Below are 16,849 nucleotides of genomic sequence, written 5' to 3'. Positions count from 1 at the left end.
GGACTTATGCCAACCGAACAAGGACTTAAAACCCTAAATGACATCAAGGCAAAGTGGTTTCCGAACGGATACCGCTCACACTCAAAGGGCGGAAAAGATTACCGCTTTAGCCGCAAAGGTCAGGCTGAGTTTAAGAAAGCCGCACGACTTCAAGCCATTAAACACAAAGAGTTTTTAGCGTGAACCATCTTTACGAACCGCAAGCTGAGCGAGAGATTACTAATATCCTTAGCCCACAAGATGTGGGCTATGTGACCGCTTTAGCGCAAGACGTCACCACAACTGAGAAAAATATAGCCGCTATCGAGAGCGGTTTTTTTAGTACTCAAAAAACGGATTGGTTAGAAAGTGAGTTAAATAAAGTTCGTGCGGCGGAGCAAGTTCACTTTCACAACACCAAAGAATCTGCGGAAATTTGGCAGTTGGTTCAGGATGGGAAGCTGACTTTAATTACTCCTGAATATTTCACCAACCCTAGGCGCGGAGCGCACGGCGGAGCCGTGGAGACACTAGGCTTGTCAAAGGGCGGCAAAGTCCGACATGGAAACCGCAAGCACATAGAGCGCTTTATTACCCGCTCACGCCGCCTCAAACCACGCACCAAGACAAAAAGCTTTTACGTTGATCCGCAAGTCTATGGAGTTGAACAAAGCACCATACCGACCGGATGGGTGCGTGATGCTGAGCGCAAGCGCTTGGATTACCTGCCAAGTAAGGGCATGAGCCGTGCTTACCTGCTCAAACGCGAGTGGTCAAAGCAAGTCAAATTGCAAGTGACTTACCACCCAAGCCCAAGTGATGCGCCCGAGGCTAAAACGGGCGAGCGTTACACTCATCAACTCAATCAGAATGCTGTTAAGAAGATATTTGAATCAGGCGCTTACGTGGCAGCATGTCGAGGTGGTTTCACCACTTTTTTGACCCTCACGTTTGATGACTTTCAGCGCGCTAAGCTGTTTGCTACTGATTCAAATGTCCACTTAACCTCGGAGGGCTGCGAGTTCTCACCACTGTCGGACGATATGGCCGCGTATTCCCCGCTGCAAATCACGATTGGCAACGAGGTGTCGCGTTTTCTGGATGCGGCAAAGCGTATGTATCACCGTGGCTTTAGCTACAAGCAAAGCCTCCTGTCTGGTCAGACAAATCTTGCCTTTGAGGGGGATGAGGTCAAGGTGGCGGGTCACTACAAAGCCGCGCCACTGATGGGGCGAAAAAGCAAGGTAGAGCTAGTGGGTCCCGCTCGTGCTAAAGCGGATTTTCACTATATCTGGGTCGCTGAGTGTCCGACTAATGAGCACGGGCAACCAAACCCTCACGTACACATCCTATTGAACTGGCAAGTGGAGCCTGAACATTTCCAAGCATGGGCGAAACGTATTGAGCGTCTATGGGGTCACGGTTTGGCGCATCTTGAGCGCATCAAATACAAAGAGGCGGCAGCGGGTTATCTGATTAAGGCGGTGGGCTACGCGGCGAAAGGCGGCAACGCTGACCAAGGCATGATTAAAGGCAATCGCTACAACATTGCTCGATGTAGCCGCGCCCCGCAATGGGAAGCGCTCGCCAGTTTCGATGTGCACAACATGACTGGAATCATCAAAGAGTGCGGTTATCGCTTGGAGCAGTGGAAAGCCCCAATCAAGCGCGCTATTGCTCGCAAGCAAGCCAAAAAAGCCGAGGCAAAGAAAGCGGTCGATATCAACAAAAAGACCCGACAAGTCAGCGCGGTGGTCAAGTTAAACAAACTCATTAATCAGCTTGATAGCGAAATCCAAGCGGAAAAAGAGCGATTAAACAGTCGTGGTGTTTTCGCCAGTTCAGATAATCAATTCTCTATCAGTTTTGAGGGTGACGACTTCGAGCAAAAAGCCAATGACTTTTTAGAGTGGGCAGCGGGTGCGCGCGGTTGGAGCATGAATACAGATGATCTATATCTGGATGATATTCGCCTTGAAGCCAAAGAACGCTATCAACGTGCCTTCAATGCTTGGCAACTCAAGCAAGCCAACTGGAAGAGCCAGCTAGAGCAAGAGCTACCCCCTGTGATGCCAGAAGATGTATACCACGAATTACGCAACAAGAGCCTAAGTGACCTAGAGCACTATCAAATTCATTAAAACGAGAAAGAACTATGGAAGAAAAAACACTACAAGCCGAAACCACAAGACTGTTAAACGAAATGGATTCGGAATCGCAAGCCTATAAACCGCCGATGGGGTTTGGCTTTATCAAGCCATGGCTAACCAAAACCATTTGGCTATTTAAAGCCTTTAATACAAGGCTCAGCGCCTTAGAGCAGGAGGGACACTAATGGAAAACGAAATCTTAGGCTATGTGGTTTGCCATACCTGCAAAACACCCAAAGCCATTAAGCAGGGAAAAGGCAAGCGCAAAGCCTTTGTCCATGGCCGCTGTCAATGTGGGCCGGATACCCGAACGGGTGCAGCCATGCAAGCGGAAATGAACGCTTATAAATCACTGGAAGAAGTGGAAGCAGAAATCGAGGCGTTAGCCGCGCCAAAACCGGAGGTGGCTCCGGTAGTGAATCAAAGGGAATCGAATCCCAATCAGGAAAGTCAATCCGAAACCCAATCAAAGCCAATCAGCACTGCTCAATGTGTCGGTACGGGGGCAATGATTGGGCTCGTGTTTGGTGGTGTGTTTAAAGTCTTAAAAGCGGTGGCATAAATGGAAAATCAAATGGAAATCGAACAACTGGAAAGCATCGAAGAGGTGCATAGCGAAGTGGAAGAAAAAGCGTTGTTGGCAGAGCTGGACGGGGAAGATTTTGACCCGAGTACCGTCACGGCCAAAGTGGACGCCGAGGCCGCTAAACTGGCAGCGGGTGAAGCGTCCGCCATGATGGCCCTTGGCGTAACCGAACAGTTATTAAAACAGTTCGCTCACCAAGATTTTGCTTTTGATGAAGAGCAAGCCAAAGGGGTAGCAAGTGCTGCGGCTCCCTTGTTTGTGAAATACGGCGGGGAGCTTCCGCCATGGCTGGCGGCTTACAAGGAAGAGTTTGCTTTTGTGGTCGCGGCGGGTGCATTGGGCTTTACCTCCTTTAGCCAAATCAAAGCCCTTAAAGATTTTGATAGGGCCAAAGAGGTGCAGCAAATAGAAAATGAACCGGAGGCAACGGAGGCACGAAGTGAGGCTCAATAGACCACACCCAATGACAGCATTGTTGCTTAAGTATTGCCGTAAAGAATCTGGCTTAAAACAGGCTGATTTTATTAAGAAGCATAAGATTCCGGTTACTCAGGCTACTTTTTCACGTTGGGAAAAGGGAAAGCAAGCGGTGCCTGTTGAGGTGCTTTTGTCTCTTGGTCTGCTCGCTCCTGCGGTGGAGGTGAATTAAATGCAGCCGATTAATGCCAATAATGCCCTTAAGAACGGGCATGTGTTTGCGGTTGGAATGAGTGGCAGTGGTAAAACCTCTGCCGCCAAAAAGCTCTTTATCAAGGCGACGGACCAAGTCGCCATTTTTGACCCTGTTGGCGATTACACAGGTAAGCTGGCAGGGCGAGTAGTACGAAGCTATTCCAACCTCAAAGAGTTCGCATCGGCCTTGATGGCCGGACGCAAGACCAAGCAGGGTTTTAAGATTGCCTACCAACCGACACATGAAACCACACCCAAAGACTTCGATCTCTTTTGCAAAGTCGTATGGAGTCAGGGCAACGGCAAACACGCTAAGGCTTTGAAAATCATTTGTGAAGAAGTGGCCGAGCACAGCGAGAACGCAGGCAAGGCCACGGGCTATCATGGAAAAATATTGCGTTTAGGGCGTAAGTTTAACTTGCACACTATCAACCTTTTTCAGCGTGGTCAGGAAGTCTCAAAGACGATCATCGATAACTGTCAGCGAGCCTGTGTGATGATGCAAAAGACCAAAGCCAGCGCTACCTATTTGGAAAAAATGACAGGCATTCCCGCCAATGATATTGACCAACTCAACCCGCTTGAGTACCTGCTGCAAGATGGTAAGCAGTTCAAAAAAGGGGCAATACGCTGGTGATTTGTGACCCAAAGCCCATTTATTCCCAATACATTCACAATCGGTATTAGGTATCGATTGGCAATCCAGTGCTTTAGTGAAGACCGCCTAATGTTGGGCGGTTTTTTATTAAAGGTTATACATGGCAGGTTTTACACCAAAGAAACTAATGGTTATTGCTGGCGTTGCGGCTCTGGTTGCAGCGGGTGTGGTTTGGGCATCCAACAACGTTGATGCTGTTGAAGACCAAATCGGTTAAGGGGCAGTGCAATGATTTCTGTAATGAAGCTGAACTCTTTCACTGGTGCAGGCTACGATGAGAAAGCCTCTTTGGTCATTCCAACGGGGCCAACCTACGAAGAGATTTTCCTTGAAACCAATCTGCTGCCTGAGCAAATCACGCGCGTCACCATCACCCTAAACGGTGATGAAATTGTGGTGCTTGATGGCAAGCTGATGAAGATGCTGGAAGCCTACAAAGGCATGCCATCGGCGGACGGTTTCTATCACATCCCACTGGCTGACATCACGGCCAAAACCAAAAACGGCATGCGTTACACCTCTCTGGTGACAGAGAAAGGCGACAACATTCTGCTGGAAGTGGAAATTGCCCCTGCGGCTAATGGTGCTCCCGATGTGCAGCTTAAAGGTCATGCCTCCGTATCGCCCGCGCAGCCAGCGCGTGTGGTGGTGCCGCAAATCAAAAAGCAAACCATGCAAGCTACGGCCACGGAAAACGAATTCTTGGATTTGAATTCTGGCCCGCTGTTGCACGTTCGCCGCATGCACTTTGTCAGCGACAAAATCCACACCTTGGAAGTCTCACGCGACTACATCCGTGAGTACGAATCGACCAAGGCCGTCGATACGATGCGCGCCAAGCGAAACCGCCGTTTTTGGCAGTCGGGCTATTTCCATTTTGACCCGATTGTACGCGGCTACTACCTCGATGAGCTTATGCCAACCGTGCATCAGCATGAGCTCAAATTCACGGTCAAGACTTCGGAGCCCTGCGGCTCAATTCCAATCATTGTCGAATCAGTGAAAGTGGTGCGTCCGGACCTTGTTGGCCAAGAGTAAACAGGGGGTGATATGTCATTTTTCGATGACCTGAGCAACTTTGGCAGCGGCATGCTGGATTCGGTGGGAGAAGGGTTCGGCAACCTCGTGACTCACGCGACGACACCCACGCAGACCGTGAACCCAAATACGCAAAAGCAGGTGTCACAGGAAGCGGATAACTATGGCAATACCAAGACCACACCACAGCAAGAGACAAGGCCGGATAAAACCCTGCTCTATGTGGGTGGCGGTCTTCTTGGCCTCACGGTGGTGGGTGGCCTGTTGATATTGGCTAAGAGCCGTTAAGGGGGAGTAATGCCATTAGCTGTACTTATTCCTTTGGCTGCGGGTGGCGTTGGGTTTGGTGCGGGTTTTTGGTCGGGCTCTGGCGCGACCAAACTCCTCAAACTGGGCGCGCTAGCGGGCGGTGGTTATCTGGCTTATCAAGCGTTACAGGGGGCTAAATGATCCCAACTTTTGGTGGTGGTCTGACAAACAGCGGTCAGATGCCGATTAACGCAAGCGGTGGAATGGCAGGGCCTGCCACCGCTACGGCGCGCACCTCAATAGGTGGCATTCGCAACGGGGCGATTAACTTTGGCGGCGGTCCGTCGTCTTGGTTGCCTTGGTTGGTATTAGGAACGGGGGCGGTGTTATGGCTCATCAAGCGCTAACCATGACGTATCTGGAGGCCAAGCGTAAAGACTTGGCTTACCACCTAAACGCACTGAAACCCGCGTTCAATGGTTCGGGCAGTGCCAAGGCGGAATGGCTCGAAATGGTGGAGCGAGTCAAAAACGGTCAGGCGTCGATGTACCTCATCAAGTCAAAAGGGGTATTACTTCGCTTTGTGGGGCGTGTCACTGGTGACGCTTACCACATCAACGCCATGGCGGGGAAAGGGCTGCATCAGGCCGCGCCGCTCATTATCGAGCGATGCGAAGCGATGGGGTATCAGTCGATTACCTATCACACGTATCGCAAAGGCATGGGGCGCATTTTATCGGGCTTTGGCTTTGAGCTGGACAAGCAAGTGAGTCAGACCGAGCGCCGTTATCTGTTAGACCTTGGAGGTTCGCATGGGTAAAGGCGGCAGCAGTAGCAGCAGTAATACCACTCAGACCACCAACGTCAGCGGCACGAACGCCGTCAGCGGCGACAACCTTGGGGTGTTACTGAGTGGGGTCAATGGCTCGACGGTCAACGTCACCGCCACTGACCATGGTGCGGTGAAAGCCGCCTCTAACATGGCGGAGTCTTCTTTGGACTTTGGCCGAGACGCGCTCAAGTCCAATGAGAACGCGGTGCACGAAGCGCTCAAAATGGGCGGGGAGTCACTCAGCAAGTCGTTTTCCTTTGGTGAGGAGTCCATGAAAAACGCCATGAGCATAAGCCGAGAATCCCTCGACAAGATGGAAAACACGTCTAAGGGGGCCATTGATGCAGTAAAAAGCATGGCGGCGAAATCGAGTGAAAACGCCCGAACCGCTATCGCGATGGCGGATAAAGCCAAAGCGCATGAGCAGACAGGCAACGCGCCAGAAATGACCAAAATCGTTTATGGCGTCCTGATTGTCATGACCATTGGCGGTATCGCCGTTGCAGTCAGGGGGAGCGCATGATTTTACAGCCAGGCGAAATAAAACGTATCAGCGTGACTCGCTATCGCTGGCTTATCGTTCGTGAAGCGCAAGACCATTTCTATGTGCAGAGCGATAACCGCGAGCGTACCCGTATCGATGCAGGCGACCGACTCAATATTCAAGAGTTTAACGAGCTGGAGCTGAGTAATCCGCGCACGACACCAATCAACGTCGTGTACCAGTTAACTGAGCACGACATTGAAACTACGCCGCCAGTGAACCTCAAAGTGGCAGACGCCATGGCGGTCACTGAGGTGCGTTCGGTGGTCGATACCCGTGAAGTCAGCGCGCAGAGCTTTACCACGCCCGCGCACCTCACCATTGACCAAGGCAAGCGGGTGCGTCTTTGCCAAGCCTCAGCCAGTCGGCGAGAAATCATCATTCAGAACATCAGTGCGAATGAGTGTGAAGCCATGTTGGGCGGTCAGGATGTCTCGTCGGTCAATGGGCTGTCTGTGATGGGTGATAGGCAAAACCCTGCGGGAATGACATTGACAGGGGGCGCTGAACTCTGGGCGTTTAACAATGGAAGCGGCCCTCTCAAGCTGGCCGTGTTGGAGGTGCACAATTAGCAGCTTTATGCCAAGGCGGGTGAAAGCCATTGACCCGCTGACGGAACACCTTAACAACTTGCAACCTGAGCAGGTCGACGCATTGGAAATGATGCGCGGTGTATACAGCAATCAGGTGGCATTGAGTGCCGCGCTGGTGTCGCTTCAGCGCCTCGCACTGGGTTCAAGTACCGATGAACAGAGAGAAAATACTTTATGAGTGACAGCAATTTTGCCGCCATCGGCCAGTTAGTAACAGAAGGGCGAAGCCTACTGGATGCGATAAAAGGCGGTGCAATCAGTGCCATGCAAACGCAGTTCGATCGTCAGTTCGAAGAGCATGAGCGAGGCTTTGCAGAGAAAGTGGCCAGTTATGAAAGCCGAGTGAATCAAGCGACCGCACCATTTATGCAGGTGATTAATGGGCACAATGTGTATCGAGTCGGCGATAAATACGTTTACGACATTCAACACTATGTTGCGGATGGAGGCTACCAAGCAGGCGCCAACAAAGACCCTGCCTATCCCAATGTGAAGGACCCAACGCTTCCGGTCAGTTATTTCAACCTGATTGAGTTTGTCGCCAGTGGTGGTTTTGGGATTCATTCGGACACGTTCAAAGTGGAGTTTTATCAAACTCACCGAGGAATGAACAGCAGCAACTATGTGGACCATTTTGTGTTTACAGGATCAAGCTCTCTGGACTCGGTATCCGGCTTTCTGGAGGTGAAAAAGACCACTGAAGTGGGTGGTCTCTGTCTTTTTATCTCTCAGCCGAGCGGTAACCGAGAAGTGCATATCACTCGGGATATGGAAGGCCATCGCATTCCTATTAGCTTGCGTGACATTGGGCAAGGGTATGACCGAGGCACCGCCCGTTTAACACTGAAAATGGATACCCGCTATTACGCAGGTGCAACCCGTGCCTTTTATCTTCATGGTGAATACGCTTCGAACCGTGGCCGACCACCTGCCAACCTTTACAACAAAAATGCTGTGCATTGGAGTCGATAAGTATGGAAATGATTACTCAAGGCGTTACAGAAAACCAACTGGTGATCGAAACTCGCTGGACGGAAGTTCGAGCGATTCGTGACGCCAAACTGAAAGGGGCCGATACGCTCATCAATACCGTGACCGACATGGGGGCGGATGATGTGGTGTATCGCCAATACCGTCAAGCACTGCGGGATATCCCGCAAACTTTTAGCAATCCGGATGAAGTGATATGGCCTCAAAAACCGTCATTGCCTCAATCATCGTTATAGGAGGATTGGTCTATATGGCTTACCGATCATCACTGCCGCGCGGCGTTCGCAATAATAACCCGCTCAATATCCGCGAATCTGAGGGTGACCGCACCGAATGGAAGGGGGAAAGCGCCCTTGATATCGACAAGTCATTTGAAGAGTTCACACACCCTGTTTATGGCTTCCGCGCTGCGGCGCGCATCCTTCGAAGTTATGAGCGCCAAGGGTACAAGACACTCACCCAAATGATTCACCGCTTTGCACCGCCAAGCGAAAACGATACGGACCTTTACGTCAAACATGTCAGTCAGTGGTCAGGCATTGGGGCCAACCAGCATGTTGATGTGACCAACCAAGAGCAGATGGCGAAGCTACTGCATGCGATGAGTCGTAAGGAAGTCGGCAACTATTACGGCATCAACATGGCGCGGGAAGGGGTTGCCATGGCATGAGCAAAGCAGACGTCAAGAAAATTACCATCACGGTCATAGGCGGCGTACTGGCCGCCTATGCCATTCGAACTTTGAAAAGGAATAACTTGTTATGAAAGCACTACTGAAAAACACATTGAATATCGACTTAGACCAGCCGTCCACGAAAAAGGGTATCGCCTTGCTGGGTGCAGGTGTCGCTCTGGCTACTGGTCACCCTGAACTGATCACCGCGAGTATCACGGCGGAAGGAATGCAATACGGCGGTATCATCGGCACGGCCATACCTGTGGCGATGGGGTTATGGGAAACCTTCCGCAATGAGTTCTGCTAATGCAGGAGTATCAAACGTTAATAGTGGCTGTTGTCAGCGCCCTATCCAGCGGAGTTGGGGTTGGCGTTACCCTGAAAACGGATGTGAAGTGGTTGCGTCTTATGATGGAAAAGATGGATGAGAGGTTAACTAGGCTAGAGGGCGTATACATTAAGTATGAGTTTAATGATCGAGTGATACGCTCAGATCAGTAGCTAAACTTTGTATTATTTTTCTATCAAGGGGCCAGCCAGTGCTTAATCTACTGGTCTTTTTTACAACTAACCAGCTTACAAAAATAGCTATGCTTTGCTGGAAAAAAGGATCAGTATCTTTTGCTTGAATAGCGTCAATAATGAATGGTTTTTGTATTAATAGGCGTTCGACTTTTGAGGCAAACTCTTCATCAACTAAATCTTCAAACTCGTCTAGTACAACTAACGCAGACTTTTGCATTGGCATTGCTTCTCTTCCAACGAATTGAGTGTAAAGTTTGTCTAAAGAGTCTTTCACGCAAAACTCTTCAATTGCACCATTATTCAAGCTGTTATTTACGTTAGCGAAGAAATCGTCAGTCGTTTCTATAAGGGCCATACTTTTAGCAACTGTACGGTGAACTTTGGGTTCAACTACTCTTTTGGCTTTATATATAGCATCGTGGGTTAATTCTGCGTATGCATGCTGCAGCAATGTTCTAACTTGAATCTCACAAGGTGTATCTTTAGAAATGGTTATACCTTTATATTCAAAGGTTTGAGATGCTCTGACAACATAGTGAACAGATTGATATGTAAATAAAAGTGGATCTCTATTTCTCTCATTTTCAAAGTGACGGCATTCTTTGAACATCCAATCTTGAGAGCTTTTAATTATTCGGGAAATTTCCTCAATTTGATCTAAGAGAAGAACAACAAAACGAGCGCCCACTTTATCTTCGATATCATTGTAAGGGTCATCATAGCTTTTTTCAGGGCGATAAAATGCTTTGTCTATAAGTGATTCATCGCTCTTTACCCTTGGATAAACTGGCTGTTTCAGATAAGAGGACAGGTCATGACCTTCTGACTCAAGTTGTGAACGGATTTCGGACGTTACGAATTCCCCCCATGCACTATACATAGGCTTTTCTTCGTGCCATTGAGTCAGGAAGTCTGTTTGATTCATTCTTGAGTGATTATGCGATCTTTAACTAGAATCTTAGTCCAGTTTACAGTGTTGCCTTGGCCGTCGTCGTCGACCGTTTCAAATTTAACGAGTTCTTTAAAAGATTCTGAAGGAGCTGTTAGCTTAATATTCTTGCTGAATGATAGCTTTCGCATCTTAAGTTTACTAGCAATATGCTGTGTATCTTTAGTAAATGCTGAGTCAGGTAGACCTTTCGATTCTAGGAAATCGCTAAAGTTATCTCGTGTATCTGCATCGAAGTAACGTTCTCCAAACTCAGTGCAACTGACCGTCTCATTGTTCTCTAACTTAAGGTATGACACTAGAGCGTTTCTGAGGTCATTCTTTTTTTCTGCACTTACTTCTAATTTATCTATAAAAAGACAAGTTGAGTCATAGAAATTTTTAGTAATTCGAGCACTAGACTCTGGATACCCGCAACCAAGGAAGTCAGCGTAAAAATACTGCGCTGCTGCTTTTCCATCTGTTTGGGATATTTGAGAGTCTGAGATATGAACTTCCCAAGAGCGATTTAGATCGCTTGTGCTTGCATTATCGTTATCATCGTTATCATCGTTATCATCGTTATCATCATTATTTGTGAGTATTTCAACGAAACCAGCGGTCTTAAAGAGTTTAGTGGATGGCGTAAGAAGCGCTTCCTCTACATATTTTAAAGATATCTCTCTGGTCAATTCATCTTCAGTCTTCTCGTACGCACTGTGAATTTCCGCTTTCATTATGCCTATGATTTGTTTTGCGTTGGCCGATGAGCCGAAAACTCCTTGAAATACAACGACGATTCCTCCGGGTAATTGTCGCTTAGTTTGTGCATCAGCTAATTTGTCAGCAATTTCGTACGATATATCTAAAAATTGATGTTCATCTGCGTCTTTGAGTTTTTCTACAAGAGAAGCCACATCTCTTGCACCTTGATTTACAATTACCATATTTACAGCTTTAGATTTGCTGCCAAGTGCACCAATAACCCTTTGTCTAAAAGTTTCTTTTGCATTAGCGTCAAACCGGATCAGGTCTGTACTTTTTCTTGGGGAAATTTTATTGCCATCAACATCACGTTGAAAAATTTGGTGAATTGCTAGCTTACTAATCTTTAAATTTGGTAAATGCATTTACATATCCCTATTGTTGATCCTTTACATTTGGCATTTCTGGTTGTTTTTTTGAGGCTGTTTTATAGATGATGCTTCTCCACTCATTACCATCTCGCTCCCAGATGTCCTGATATTGCTCGAATATTTCGTCAACTGCTTCACTTTCCGCTTGTCCGCTTGTCGCTACAATATAGTTAACTTGATTTTTGAGGTGATAAAGGTCGAGTAGAGTAGATTTTTGTCTTATCCATAGCTTTTTGTGATCAAAAACAGCTGTCCATCCATTTACGATTGTTAATAGTGCTCCAAGTATCAACGCGCTGTTTTTTTGGGTCGCTTCCCAGCCAGTGGCATCAATGCCTAGGGTCAGGGTTACGAGTGCCCCCAAAGCGACTGAAAGGCCTGTAAATAAGCTGGCACGATTTTTTTGTTTTTTCACTTTGGGTTTGAGAACTTTAATACTTTTGTCAATTTCTTGTATTAAGAAAGATACTGTAGGTGTTTGATTACTTTGGTTCATATTTTGTGGTCAATATGTGGGAAGCTGTTTTTTAAGTTATTGAATTTTAAATGTTTATATTTTTCAGAAAGGCTCATTGCTGAGCCCTTTTCCATATTTTAGGTAGAGGTAGCCGCTAAAGCTTTTTAATAAAGCGGCTTTCTACTTCAATCGTAAAGTCTTCGCTATCGGACAGTATAAACTGAATTGTCGCAACAGGAGAGCGGAGATTATCTGGATTGACACCTAAGCTCATTGGCAGATTGTACACTTCGCCCGGTGCAACGTTGACGGTTTGTTTGCCGTACCAAGAAACATCAGTGAGCCCTAACACATCCAATTTATATTCTTGGTTTTGTTGAGTTTTGTTGATGATTTTCAAAGTGTAAGTATTTTCCACTTCGCCGGAGCTGTTCATGCGGAATAACTGATTACGATCACGCAGTACGCTAAGGCCGGCTGGATCAACGGCCGCGACTTGAGCGAAGAACAGGCCTATCATGATTAGCAATACTGCGCCATAGCCAAGTAGTTTAGGGCGCATGACTTTAGTATTTTTGCCTGATAAACGATGCTCTGTAGTATAGCTGATCAGGCCTTTTTCATAGCCCATCCTATCCATAGTATTGTCACAGGCATCAATACAGGCGCCACAGTTAATACACTCATATTGCAGACCATCGCGAATATCGATGCCAGTTGGGCATACCTGCACACATAGGTTACAGTCGATACAGTCACCTAACCCCAGCGCCTTTGGATCTGCTTTACGTGAGCGAGCACCACGAGATTCGCCCCGTTTTGTATCGTAGCCAACGATGAAGGTATCTTTATCAAACATGGCTGACTGGAAGCGTGCATACGGACACATGTGGACACACATAATCGAGCGCATCCAGCCTGCATTCGCGTAGGTACAGCCTGCAAAGAATAGCACCCAGAACACAGGCCAGAAATCCGCGTTGAGGGTGAAGAAACCAAGTACAAGATCTTTCACTGGGACAAAGTACCCAGTAAAGGTGAAACCTGTTGCGAGTGCAATGACCCACCACGCAAGGTGCTTTAGCCCTTTACGCATTGCAAGGTTAGCGGTCAGCTTGCCTGAGTCTTGTTTGCGGCGTTTGTTGGCGCTGCCTTCCAGTTTCTCTTCAAACCAGATGTACATGAAGGTCCAGACGGTTTGTGGACACAAATAGCCACACCACACGCGACCTAAGAAGGTGGTGAGAAAGAACAGACCGAAAGCAGAAATCATGAACAGCAATGCCAGCAAGGTCAGATCTTGTGGGTAAAGTGTGGTACCAAAGAAGTTAAACTGCTGATGACCAAGGTCCAATAGCACCGCTTGACGTTCCCCGTAAGGAATCCAAGGCACCATAGCGAAGAGAACCAGTAGCAACCAGCCTCCATATCGACGTAACTGCTGAAATGTGCCCTTACTTTCACGCACGTAGATGCGGTTGCTCGGGTTAAACCTGTCCCCAGTGTTTTTGTGCGTCTTGGGATTAAAGGTTTTTGGAGTCACGTCTTTGATCTCAATTTTGTCCTGACTCATTACGCTTCCTTCTTGGGCTAAAGGCGAGATTTCTTAGCGATCCCGCTCTATCGACTGTGCTCTTTAATATTTTAGTATTTTCTTATGGACAGCGATTATATACGCAATCATTTTTTTATTTCTTTAAGACTATCAACCTTTAACAACAAAGATCAGTACAGTTTTATAAAAAAAATGCCTAACAGTTTTACTCACTTAAATGATTTGGATATAAAAAAAGCGACCTTGTGGTCGCTCTGGCTTCAGCCTGATCACTCGATGATGCCTCGAGCCCGAAGGATCGCGGTTTTAAAATCGTCTTCCTGATCTTTTTTCAACCCCGGAATCATTTCATCTTTATTGCTATTGCGCATTTTGAGATGGTAGATAAGCACATCGTCGGTGAGATCTTCAAGTTGACCTTGGTAACCAGCCTCTTGTGTTAGCTTGACAATAAACTGTAGCAGGTTCATGTGCTGGTCTTTTTGCCATTCAGGCTCGAGTAGTTCGATTAGCTCTTCAATACGATGGCACTTCATCGGCTTTCTCCACACTTTCTATGTTGGTATGTGGCTAAGGTATCAAATCAGGCAGGCCAATACTATGGGCTCAGAGGTGAGGAGAGTGAGAAAAGAAAAAGCGCAGTGGAGACTGCGCTTTTTGCCTATGCCGCCTTAGTGACTTTGGCTGAAGCTGACGCTATTAAAGCCGTCTTTTCCACTAAAGTCATTCCGGGCGCGAGTTTTGTTGCCGCTGGAGTAGTGACAAAGCCACCACGACGACGCATCGCACGGTTTGTGTGCGACGTACACCTGACTGCTGTTGGGCGCATTGATTAACCTAACTGTCAGGCACATCCATTGCCGAACTTCTGGCCTGATTAGCCATGAGTTGCGCCTCATTACTGAAGCATGGCTCTTCTGGCTCACGCCAATCCAAATAGCTAATCAGGAATAATGATATGAAATATGCATATCAGAGATCAGATTAGCATCATCCGATCAATTGATCGATATCTAATCGATCGTATTTGTTCCCTCTCACTACAATTATGTGAGAGGCGTAGTAGCAGTGAGACAAGTGTGCGGATTAGTATGATACTGTGTGATTATATTGATGGCTGCGCTTTACCAAGGAGGTGTGTATGTCGTTTTTTAAAAAAACCCTCGCGAGTTTTGGTATCGGTTCTGCAAAAGTCGATTCCGTTCTGCAGCAGGAAGTGCTGTACCCAGGTGAAAAGGTCAATGTGACGATTCATGTCTATGGCGGTTCGACGGCTCAGGAAATTGATAATATTGAGATGAAGCTTTATTGCCGCTACATCAAAGAAGTACCAGCCAATCAAGATAGAGATAGGCATAACAGCGGTCATATGCGCCGGATGCCGACCAGTTATACCTTAGCTCATTGGACCTTGCCGTATGCATTTACCATTGAGCCTGGTGAAACGCGTGATTTTGAAGTGGAGTTGGATGTGCCATGGAATACCCCAGTCACCATTGGCGAATCTAAAGTGTGGTTGGAAACAGGGCTGAATATCGCTTTGGCTAAGGATCCTAGTGACACTGATATTCTTACGGTACGCCCAGATCCTTTGTTAGATGGTATTTTTACTGCTTTGGAAGAGCAGGGTTTGCGTATCCGCCAAGTTGAGTGTGAAGCTGTCGAAGGGTTTGAATTGCCGTTTGTTCAGGAGTTTGAATTTGTACCGACCACAGGGCCTTTTCATGGTCGCTGGCGTGAACTGGAAATTGTGGCGTACCGCAGCGATGATCAATTACAGATGTGGTTTGAAATTGATCGTCATCGTGAAGGTGCAAGAGGAATGCTGGCGAGCTTGCTAGGAAGCGGGCAGTTAAAACGCCAGATGACCATCTCTGTTGAGACCCCGGCAGATCAAGCTGGTCAGCAAGTTTTGGAGTATCTCGACAGTCACTCTTAACGTAAAGTTAACTTTTTGGGCTTACAAGTGTAAGCTGAGTATGCCATACTTTGGAGTAAATATTCCACCAGAGTATGGCTTGTTATGTCGACCAATCACACTGCGCCTTACAGCGTCAAAGAAGAAATCGCCAATACACTGACCCACGGTATCGGTATGGTACTTGGTATTGTGGGCTTGGTGTTGCTGCTGATCAAAGCTGTTGATCACAATGCAGATGCTCTGACTATTACCAGTATGAGCATCTACGGTGGCAGCATGATCGTGCTGTTTCTTGCTTCCACTTTGTATCACGCGATTCCTTACCAGAAAGCCAAGCGGGCGCTTAAAACGTTTGATCATTGTGCGATTTATTTGCTGATTGCTGGCAGCTATACACCATTTTTGCTCGTTAGCCTCAGAACGCCTTTGGCGATTGGTTTGATGATCGTCATCTGGAGCATCGCTCTGGTCGGCATCATCATGAAATTGGCATTTGTCTATCGCTTTAAAAAGCTTTCGCTTGTGACCTACTTATTGATGGGTTGGCTATCGCTGGTGGTCATTTACCAACTGGCGTTGAATCTGGATGTTGGAGGGTTAACTTTGCTGGCTGCGGGAGGAGTGATCTATTCACTGGGCGTGATTTTCTATGTCGCTAAGCGCATCCCATTTAACCACGCCATTTGGCATGGCTTTGTTTTAGCAGGATGCGCCTGTCATTTTCTAGCGATTTATCTCTATGTCGAGCCGATCTAACGTGTTGCGAGATTAACGACTTTGGCGGTTACTAAATACTGCTCAGCTTTATCAATCGCCAGTTCAATCGTTTTACCCTGTTCTACTTGTTGAGGGCGTAGATACGTGTCGGCCATGCGCTTGATGGATTGCCACACTTTGACTGACTTTTTGCTCAGCACGTCTCCAGAGGTCGTCGAGACCTGAATTTCGATTTCCACTAAAATCACTGATTGGCTGCTTTGGTTCGTGACTGAAGTTGGAATTATCAGCTGACCATTTTCATAGCTTACTGCGCCTAATAACACTTCCACACCTGAGTCAGACAGTTGCATGGTTGCGCGATCGCTGCCGACAGTAGCTATGGTTCCTACGGCTTTCTCGATCAGCGGAATGGTCGCCACTTTAGGCTTCTTAATTGGAATGGTGGCGGCTGGCTGAACGGTATCTTTAACTGCTGCTATTTCATTGGTCTTGGTTGTTTCCACTGGCACTACATATTGCCAAGTGAAGTCGTCATTAAGCTGAACTTGGCGACCATCTTCGAGAGTGACAGTTTGGCTGGCAAACACCAATGAACTGGTTAGCAAGGTAAAAAGTCCGATAAGTTTGTTCATTGTTATAT

Annotated in this window: 29 protein-coding genes; 23 read left to right on the top strand and 6 right to left on the bottom strand. The window is 47.4% G+C overall.

The window, feature by feature from the left end; translation table 11 throughout:
- Positions 1-6 precede the first annotated feature (6 nt).
- The 20 genes from TW84_RS24810 (at position 7) to TW84_RS25005 (ending at position 9,468) form a co-directional block, all read left to right on the top strand.
- Positions 7-183, top strand: coding sequence for a hypothetical protein (locus TW84_RS24810; RefSeq protein ID WP_167336323.1), 177 nt, complete (start codon positions 7-9; stop codon positions 181-183).
- Complete coding sequence (locus TW84_RS01640) at positions 180-2,120, top strand: rolling circle replication-associated protein (RefSeq protein WP_045973945.1); 1,941 nt, start codon at positions 180-182, stop codon at positions 2,118-2,120. The genes TW84_RS24810 and TW84_RS01640 overlap by 4 nt, the downstream gene beginning before the upstream one ends.
- Positions 2,121-2,134: 14 nt before the next feature.
- The gene (locus TW84_RS01635; RefSeq protein ID WP_045973944.1) at positions 2,135-2,314 is read left to right on the top strand and encodes a hypothetical protein; all 180 of its coding nucleotides are present in this window, start codon (positions 2,135-2,137) and stop codon (positions 2,312-2,314) included.
- Positions 2,314-2,691 (top strand): hypothetical protein, encoded by a 378-nt coding sequence (locus TW84_RS01630; protein WP_045973943.1) that lies wholly within the window; start codon positions 2,314-2,316, stop codon positions 2,689-2,691. The genes TW84_RS01635 and TW84_RS01630 overlap by 1 nt, the downstream gene beginning before the upstream one ends.
- A complete protein-coding gene (locus tag TW84_RS01625) occupies positions 2,692-3,168 on the top strand; it encodes a hypothetical protein (protein ID WP_045973942.1) in 477 nt (158 codons plus the stop codon).
- A 10-nt stretch (positions 3,169-3,178) separates the two neighbouring features.
- The gene (locus tag TW84_RS01620; protein ID WP_240478128.1) at positions 3,179-3,364 is read left to right on the top strand and encodes a helix-turn-helix domain-containing protein; all 186 of its coding nucleotides are present in this window, start codon (positions 3,179-3,181) and stop codon (positions 3,362-3,364) included.
- Positions 3,365-4,024 (top strand): ATPase, encoded by a 660-nt coding sequence (locus tag TW84_RS01615; protein ID WP_045973940.1) that lies wholly within the window; start codon positions 3,365-3,367, stop codon positions 4,022-4,024.
- A 249-nt stretch (positions 4,025-4,273) separates the two neighbouring features.
- Positions 4,274-5,083: a major capsid protein P2 gene (locus TW84_RS01610; RefSeq protein WP_045973939.1), complete on the top strand. Its 810-nt coding sequence runs from the start codon at positions 4,274-4,276 to the stop codon at positions 5,081-5,083.
- Positions 5,084-5,095: 12 nt separating this feature from the next.
- Positions 5,096-5,371 (top strand): hypothetical protein, encoded by a 276-nt coding sequence (locus TW84_RS01605; RefSeq protein WP_045973938.1) that lies wholly within the window; start codon positions 5,096-5,098, stop codon positions 5,369-5,371.
- A 9-nt stretch (positions 5,372-5,380) separates the two neighbouring features.
- Entirely contained in the window at positions 5,381-5,533 is a 153-nt protein-coding gene (locus TW84_RS24805) for a hypothetical protein (RefSeq protein WP_167336322.1), read from the top strand.
- Positions 5,530-5,739: a hypothetical protein gene (locus TW84_RS01600; RefSeq protein ID WP_045973937.1), complete on the top strand. Its 210-nt coding sequence runs from the start codon at positions 5,530-5,532 to the stop codon at positions 5,737-5,739. The genes TW84_RS24805 and TW84_RS01600 overlap by 4 nt, the downstream gene beginning before the upstream one ends.
- Complete coding sequence (locus TW84_RS01595) at positions 5,721-6,152, top strand: hypothetical protein (RefSeq protein WP_045973936.1); 432 nt, start codon at positions 5,721-5,723, stop codon at positions 6,150-6,152. Before TW84_RS01600 ends, TW84_RS01595 begins: the two co-directional genes overlap by 19 nt.
- Positions 6,153-6,234: 82 nt before the next feature.
- The gene (locus tag TW84_RS01590; RefSeq protein WP_338061748.1) at positions 6,235-6,687 is read left to right on the top strand and encodes a hypothetical protein; all 453 of its coding nucleotides are present in this window, start codon (positions 6,235-6,237) and stop codon (positions 6,685-6,687) included.
- Complete coding sequence (locus TW84_RS01585; protein ID WP_045973934.1) at positions 6,684-7,280, top strand: hypothetical protein; 597 nt, start codon at positions 6,684-6,686, stop codon at positions 7,278-7,280. The genes TW84_RS01590 and TW84_RS01585 overlap by 4 nt, the downstream gene beginning before the upstream one ends.
- 7 nt (positions 7,281-7,287) lie before the next feature.
- Positions 7,288-7,479, top strand: a complete 192-nt coding sequence (locus TW84_RS01580) for a hypothetical protein (RefSeq protein WP_240478127.1) — start codon at positions 7,288-7,290, stop codon at positions 7,477-7,479.
- Entirely contained in the window at positions 7,476-8,273 is a 798-nt protein-coding gene (locus TW84_RS01575; protein ID WP_052707872.1) for a hypothetical protein, read from the top strand. The genes TW84_RS01580 and TW84_RS01575 overlap by 4 nt, the downstream gene beginning before the upstream one ends.
- A gap of 2 nt (positions 8,274-8,275) precedes the next feature.
- Positions 8,276-8,527, top strand: coding sequence for a phage tail assembly chaperone (locus tag TW84_RS01570; RefSeq protein ID WP_084720171.1), 252 nt, complete (start codon positions 8,276-8,278; stop codon positions 8,525-8,527).
- A 14-nt stretch (positions 8,528-8,541) separates the two neighbouring features.
- A complete protein-coding gene (locus TW84_RS01565; RefSeq protein ID WP_045973933.1) occupies positions 8,542-8,961 on the top strand; it encodes a virion protein in 420 nt (139 codons plus the stop codon).
- A 91-nt stretch (positions 8,962-9,052) separates the two neighbouring features.
- The gene (locus TW84_RS01560) at positions 9,053-9,274 is read left to right on the top strand and encodes a hypothetical protein (RefSeq protein ID WP_045973932.1); all 222 of its coding nucleotides are present in this window, start codon (positions 9,053-9,055) and stop codon (positions 9,272-9,274) included.
- Positions 9,274-9,468 carry a hypothetical protein gene (locus tag TW84_RS25005; protein WP_045973931.1) on the top strand — a complete coding sequence of 65 codons (195 nt, stop codon included), beginning with the start codon at positions 9,274-9,276 and terminating at the stop codon, positions 9,466-9,468. The genes TW84_RS01560 and TW84_RS25005 overlap by 1 nt, the downstream gene beginning before the upstream one ends.
- Here the strand turns inward: TW84_RS25005 and TW84_RS01550 are convergent.
- From TW84_RS01550 to TW84_RS01530, 5 genes are all read right to left on the bottom strand, one after another.
- Positions 9,437-10,417, bottom strand: coding sequence for a GTP pyrophosphokinase (locus tag TW84_RS01550; RefSeq protein ID WP_045973930.1), 981 nt, complete (start codon positions 10,415-10,417; stop codon positions 9,437-9,439). The two genes, TW84_RS25005 and TW84_RS01550, sit on opposite strands and share 32 nt — an antisense overlap.
- Positions 10,414-11,550, bottom strand: coding sequence for a nucleoid-associated protein (locus tag TW84_RS01545; RefSeq protein ID WP_045973929.1), 1,137 nt, complete (start codon positions 11,548-11,550; stop codon positions 10,414-10,416). The genes TW84_RS01550 and TW84_RS01545 overlap by 4 nt, the downstream gene beginning before the upstream one ends.
- A 10-nt stretch (positions 11,551-11,560) precedes the next feature.
- Positions 11,561-12,052 (bottom strand): SLATT domain-containing protein, encoded by a 492-nt coding sequence (locus TW84_RS01540; RefSeq protein WP_052707871.1) that lies wholly within the window; start codon positions 12,050-12,052, stop codon positions 11,561-11,563.
- Positions 12,053-12,167: 115 nt separating this feature from the next.
- Positions 12,168-13,586 (bottom strand): cytochrome c oxidase accessory protein CcoG, encoded by a 1,419-nt coding sequence (gene ccoG, locus TW84_RS01535; RefSeq protein ID WP_045973928.1) that lies wholly within the window; start codon positions 13,584-13,586, stop codon positions 12,168-12,170.
- Positions 13,587-13,837: 251 nt separating this feature from the next.
- Entirely contained in the window at positions 13,838-14,104 is a 267-nt protein-coding gene (locus TW84_RS01530; protein ID WP_045973927.1) for a YihD family protein, read from the bottom strand.
- 105 nt (positions 14,105-14,209) lie between these two features.
- Here TW84_RS01530 and TW84_RS24290 point away from each other — a divergent pair, with 105 nt between their 5' ends.
- From TW84_RS24290 to trhA, 3 genes are all read left to right on the top strand, one after another.
- Complete coding sequence (locus TW84_RS24290; RefSeq protein ID WP_157633989.1) at positions 14,210-14,404, top strand: hypothetical protein; 195 nt, start codon at positions 14,210-14,212, stop codon at positions 14,402-14,404.
- Positions 14,405-14,709: 305 nt separating this feature from the next.
- On the top strand, positions 14,710-15,507 hold the full coding sequence (locus TW84_RS01520) for a sporulation protein (RefSeq protein ID WP_045973925.1): 798 nt from the start codon (positions 14,710-14,712) through the stop codon (positions 15,505-15,507).
- An 84-nt stretch (positions 15,508-15,591) separates the two neighbouring features.
- Positions 15,592-16,245, top strand: a complete 654-nt coding sequence (gene trhA / locus TW84_RS01515) for a PAQR family membrane homeostasis protein TrhA (protein WP_045973924.1) — start codon at positions 15,592-15,594, stop codon at positions 16,243-16,245.
- Here the strand turns inward: trhA and TW84_RS01510 are convergent.
- The gene (locus TW84_RS01510; protein ID WP_045973923.1) at positions 16,242-16,841 is read right to left on the bottom strand and encodes a DUF3157 family protein; all 600 of its coding nucleotides are present in this window, start codon (positions 16,839-16,841) and stop codon (positions 16,242-16,244) included. The two genes, trhA and TW84_RS01510, sit on opposite strands and share 4 nt — an antisense overlap.
- Between the last annotated feature and the right edge of the window lie 8 nt (positions 16,842-16,849).

The organism is Vibrio neptunius, from assembly GCF_000967495.1.
Classification (GTDB): Bacteria; Pseudomonadota; Gammaproteobacteria; order Enterobacterales; family Vibrionaceae; genus Vibrio; species Vibrio neptunius.
Note: the sequence above shows the minus strand (reverse complement) of the source record. Positions and strands in the feature narration are given on the sequence as shown.

Excerpts from the sequence above, each read along its gene's own strand:
- TW84_RS24810 (WP_167336323.1), top strand. The coding sequence starts at position 7 with ATGCCAACCGAACAAGGACTTAAAACCCTAAATGACATCAAGGCAAAG.
- TW84_RS01635 (WP_045973944.1), top strand. The coding sequence starts at position 2,135 with ATGGAAGAAAAAACACTACAAGCCGAAACCACAAGACTGTTAAACGAA.
- TW84_RS01630 (WP_045973943.1), top strand. The coding sequence starts at position 2,314 with ATGGAAAACGAAATCTTAGGCTATGTGGTTTGCCATACCTGCAAAACA.
- TW84_RS01625 (WP_045973942.1), top strand. The coding sequence starts at position 2,692 with ATGGAAAATCAAATGGAAATCGAACAACTGGAAAGCATCGAAGAGGTG.
- TW84_RS01620 (WP_240478128.1), top strand. The coding sequence starts at position 3,179 with ATGACAGCATTGTTGCTTAAGTATTGCCGTAAAGAATCTGGCTTAAAA.
- TW84_RS01615 (WP_045973940.1), top strand. The coding sequence starts at position 3,365 with ATGCAGCCGATTAATGCCAATAATGCCCTTAAGAACGGGCATGTGTTT.
- TW84_RS01610 (WP_045973939.1), top strand. The coding sequence starts at position 4,274 with ATGATTTCTGTAATGAAGCTGAACTCTTTCACTGGTGCAGGCTACGAT.
- TW84_RS01605 (WP_045973938.1), top strand. The coding sequence starts at position 5,096 with ATGTCATTTTTCGATGACCTGAGCAACTTTGGCAGCGGCATGCTGGAT.
- TW84_RS24805 (WP_167336322.1), top strand. The coding sequence starts at position 5,381 with ATGCCATTAGCTGTACTTATTCCTTTGGCTGCGGGTGGCGTTGGGTTT.
- TW84_RS01600 (WP_045973937.1), top strand. The coding sequence starts at position 5,530 with ATGATCCCAACTTTTGGTGGTGGTCTGACAAACAGCGGTCAGATGCCG.
- TW84_RS01595 (WP_045973936.1), top strand. The coding sequence starts at position 5,721 with ATGGCTCATCAAGCGCTAACCATGACGTATCTGGAGGCCAAGCGTAAA.
- TW84_RS01585 (WP_045973934.1), top strand. The coding sequence starts at position 6,684 with ATGATTTTACAGCCAGGCGAAATAAAACGTATCAGCGTGACTCGCTAT.
- TW84_RS01580 (WP_240478127.1), top strand. The coding sequence starts at position 7,288 with ATGCCAAGGCGGGTGAAAGCCATTGACCCGCTGACGGAACACCTTAAC.
- TW84_RS01575 (WP_052707872.1), top strand. The coding sequence starts at position 7,476 with ATGAGTGACAGCAATTTTGCCGCCATCGGCCAGTTAGTAACAGAAGGG.
- TW84_RS01570 (WP_084720171.1), top strand. The coding sequence starts at position 8,276 with ATGGAAATGATTACTCAAGGCGTTACAGAAAACCAACTGGTGATCGAA.
- TW84_RS01565 (WP_045973933.1), top strand. The coding sequence starts at position 8,542 with ATGGCTTACCGATCATCACTGCCGCGCGGCGTTCGCAATAATAACCCG.
- TW84_RS01560 (WP_045973932.1), top strand. The coding sequence starts at position 9,053 with ATGAAAGCACTACTGAAAAACACATTGAATATCGACTTAGACCAGCCG.
- TW84_RS25005 (WP_045973931.1), top strand. The coding sequence starts at position 9,274 with ATGCAGGAGTATCAAACGTTAATAGTGGCTGTTGTCAGCGCCCTATCC.
- TW84_RS01550 (WP_045973930.1), bottom strand. The coding sequence starts at position 10,417 with ATGAATCAAACAGACTTCCTGACTCAATGGCACGAAGAAAAGCCTATG.
- TW84_RS01545 (WP_045973929.1), bottom strand. The coding sequence starts at position 11,550 with ATGCATTTACCAAATTTAAAGATTAGTAAGCTAGCAATTCACCAAATT.
- TW84_RS01540 (WP_052707871.1), bottom strand. The coding sequence starts at position 12,052 with ATGAACCAAAGTAATCAAACACCTACAGTATCTTTCTTAATACAAGAA.
- ccoG (WP_045973928.1), bottom strand. The coding sequence starts at position 13,586 with ATGAGTCAGGACAAAATTGAGATCAAAGACGTGACTCCAAAAACCTTT.
- TW84_RS01530 (WP_045973927.1), bottom strand. The coding sequence starts at position 14,104 with ATGAAGTGCCATCGTATTGAAGAGCTAATCGAACTACTCGAGCCTGAA.
- TW84_RS01520 (WP_045973925.1), top strand. The coding sequence starts at position 14,710 with ATGTCGTTTTTTAAAAAAACCCTCGCGAGTTTTGGTATCGGTTCTGCA.
- trhA (WP_045973924.1), top strand. The coding sequence starts at position 15,592 with ATGTCGACCAATCACACTGCGCCTTACAGCGTCAAAGAAGAAATCGCC.
- TW84_RS01510 (WP_045973923.1), bottom strand. The coding sequence starts at position 16,841 with ATGAACAAACTTATCGGACTTTTTACCTTGCTAACCAGTTCATTGGTG.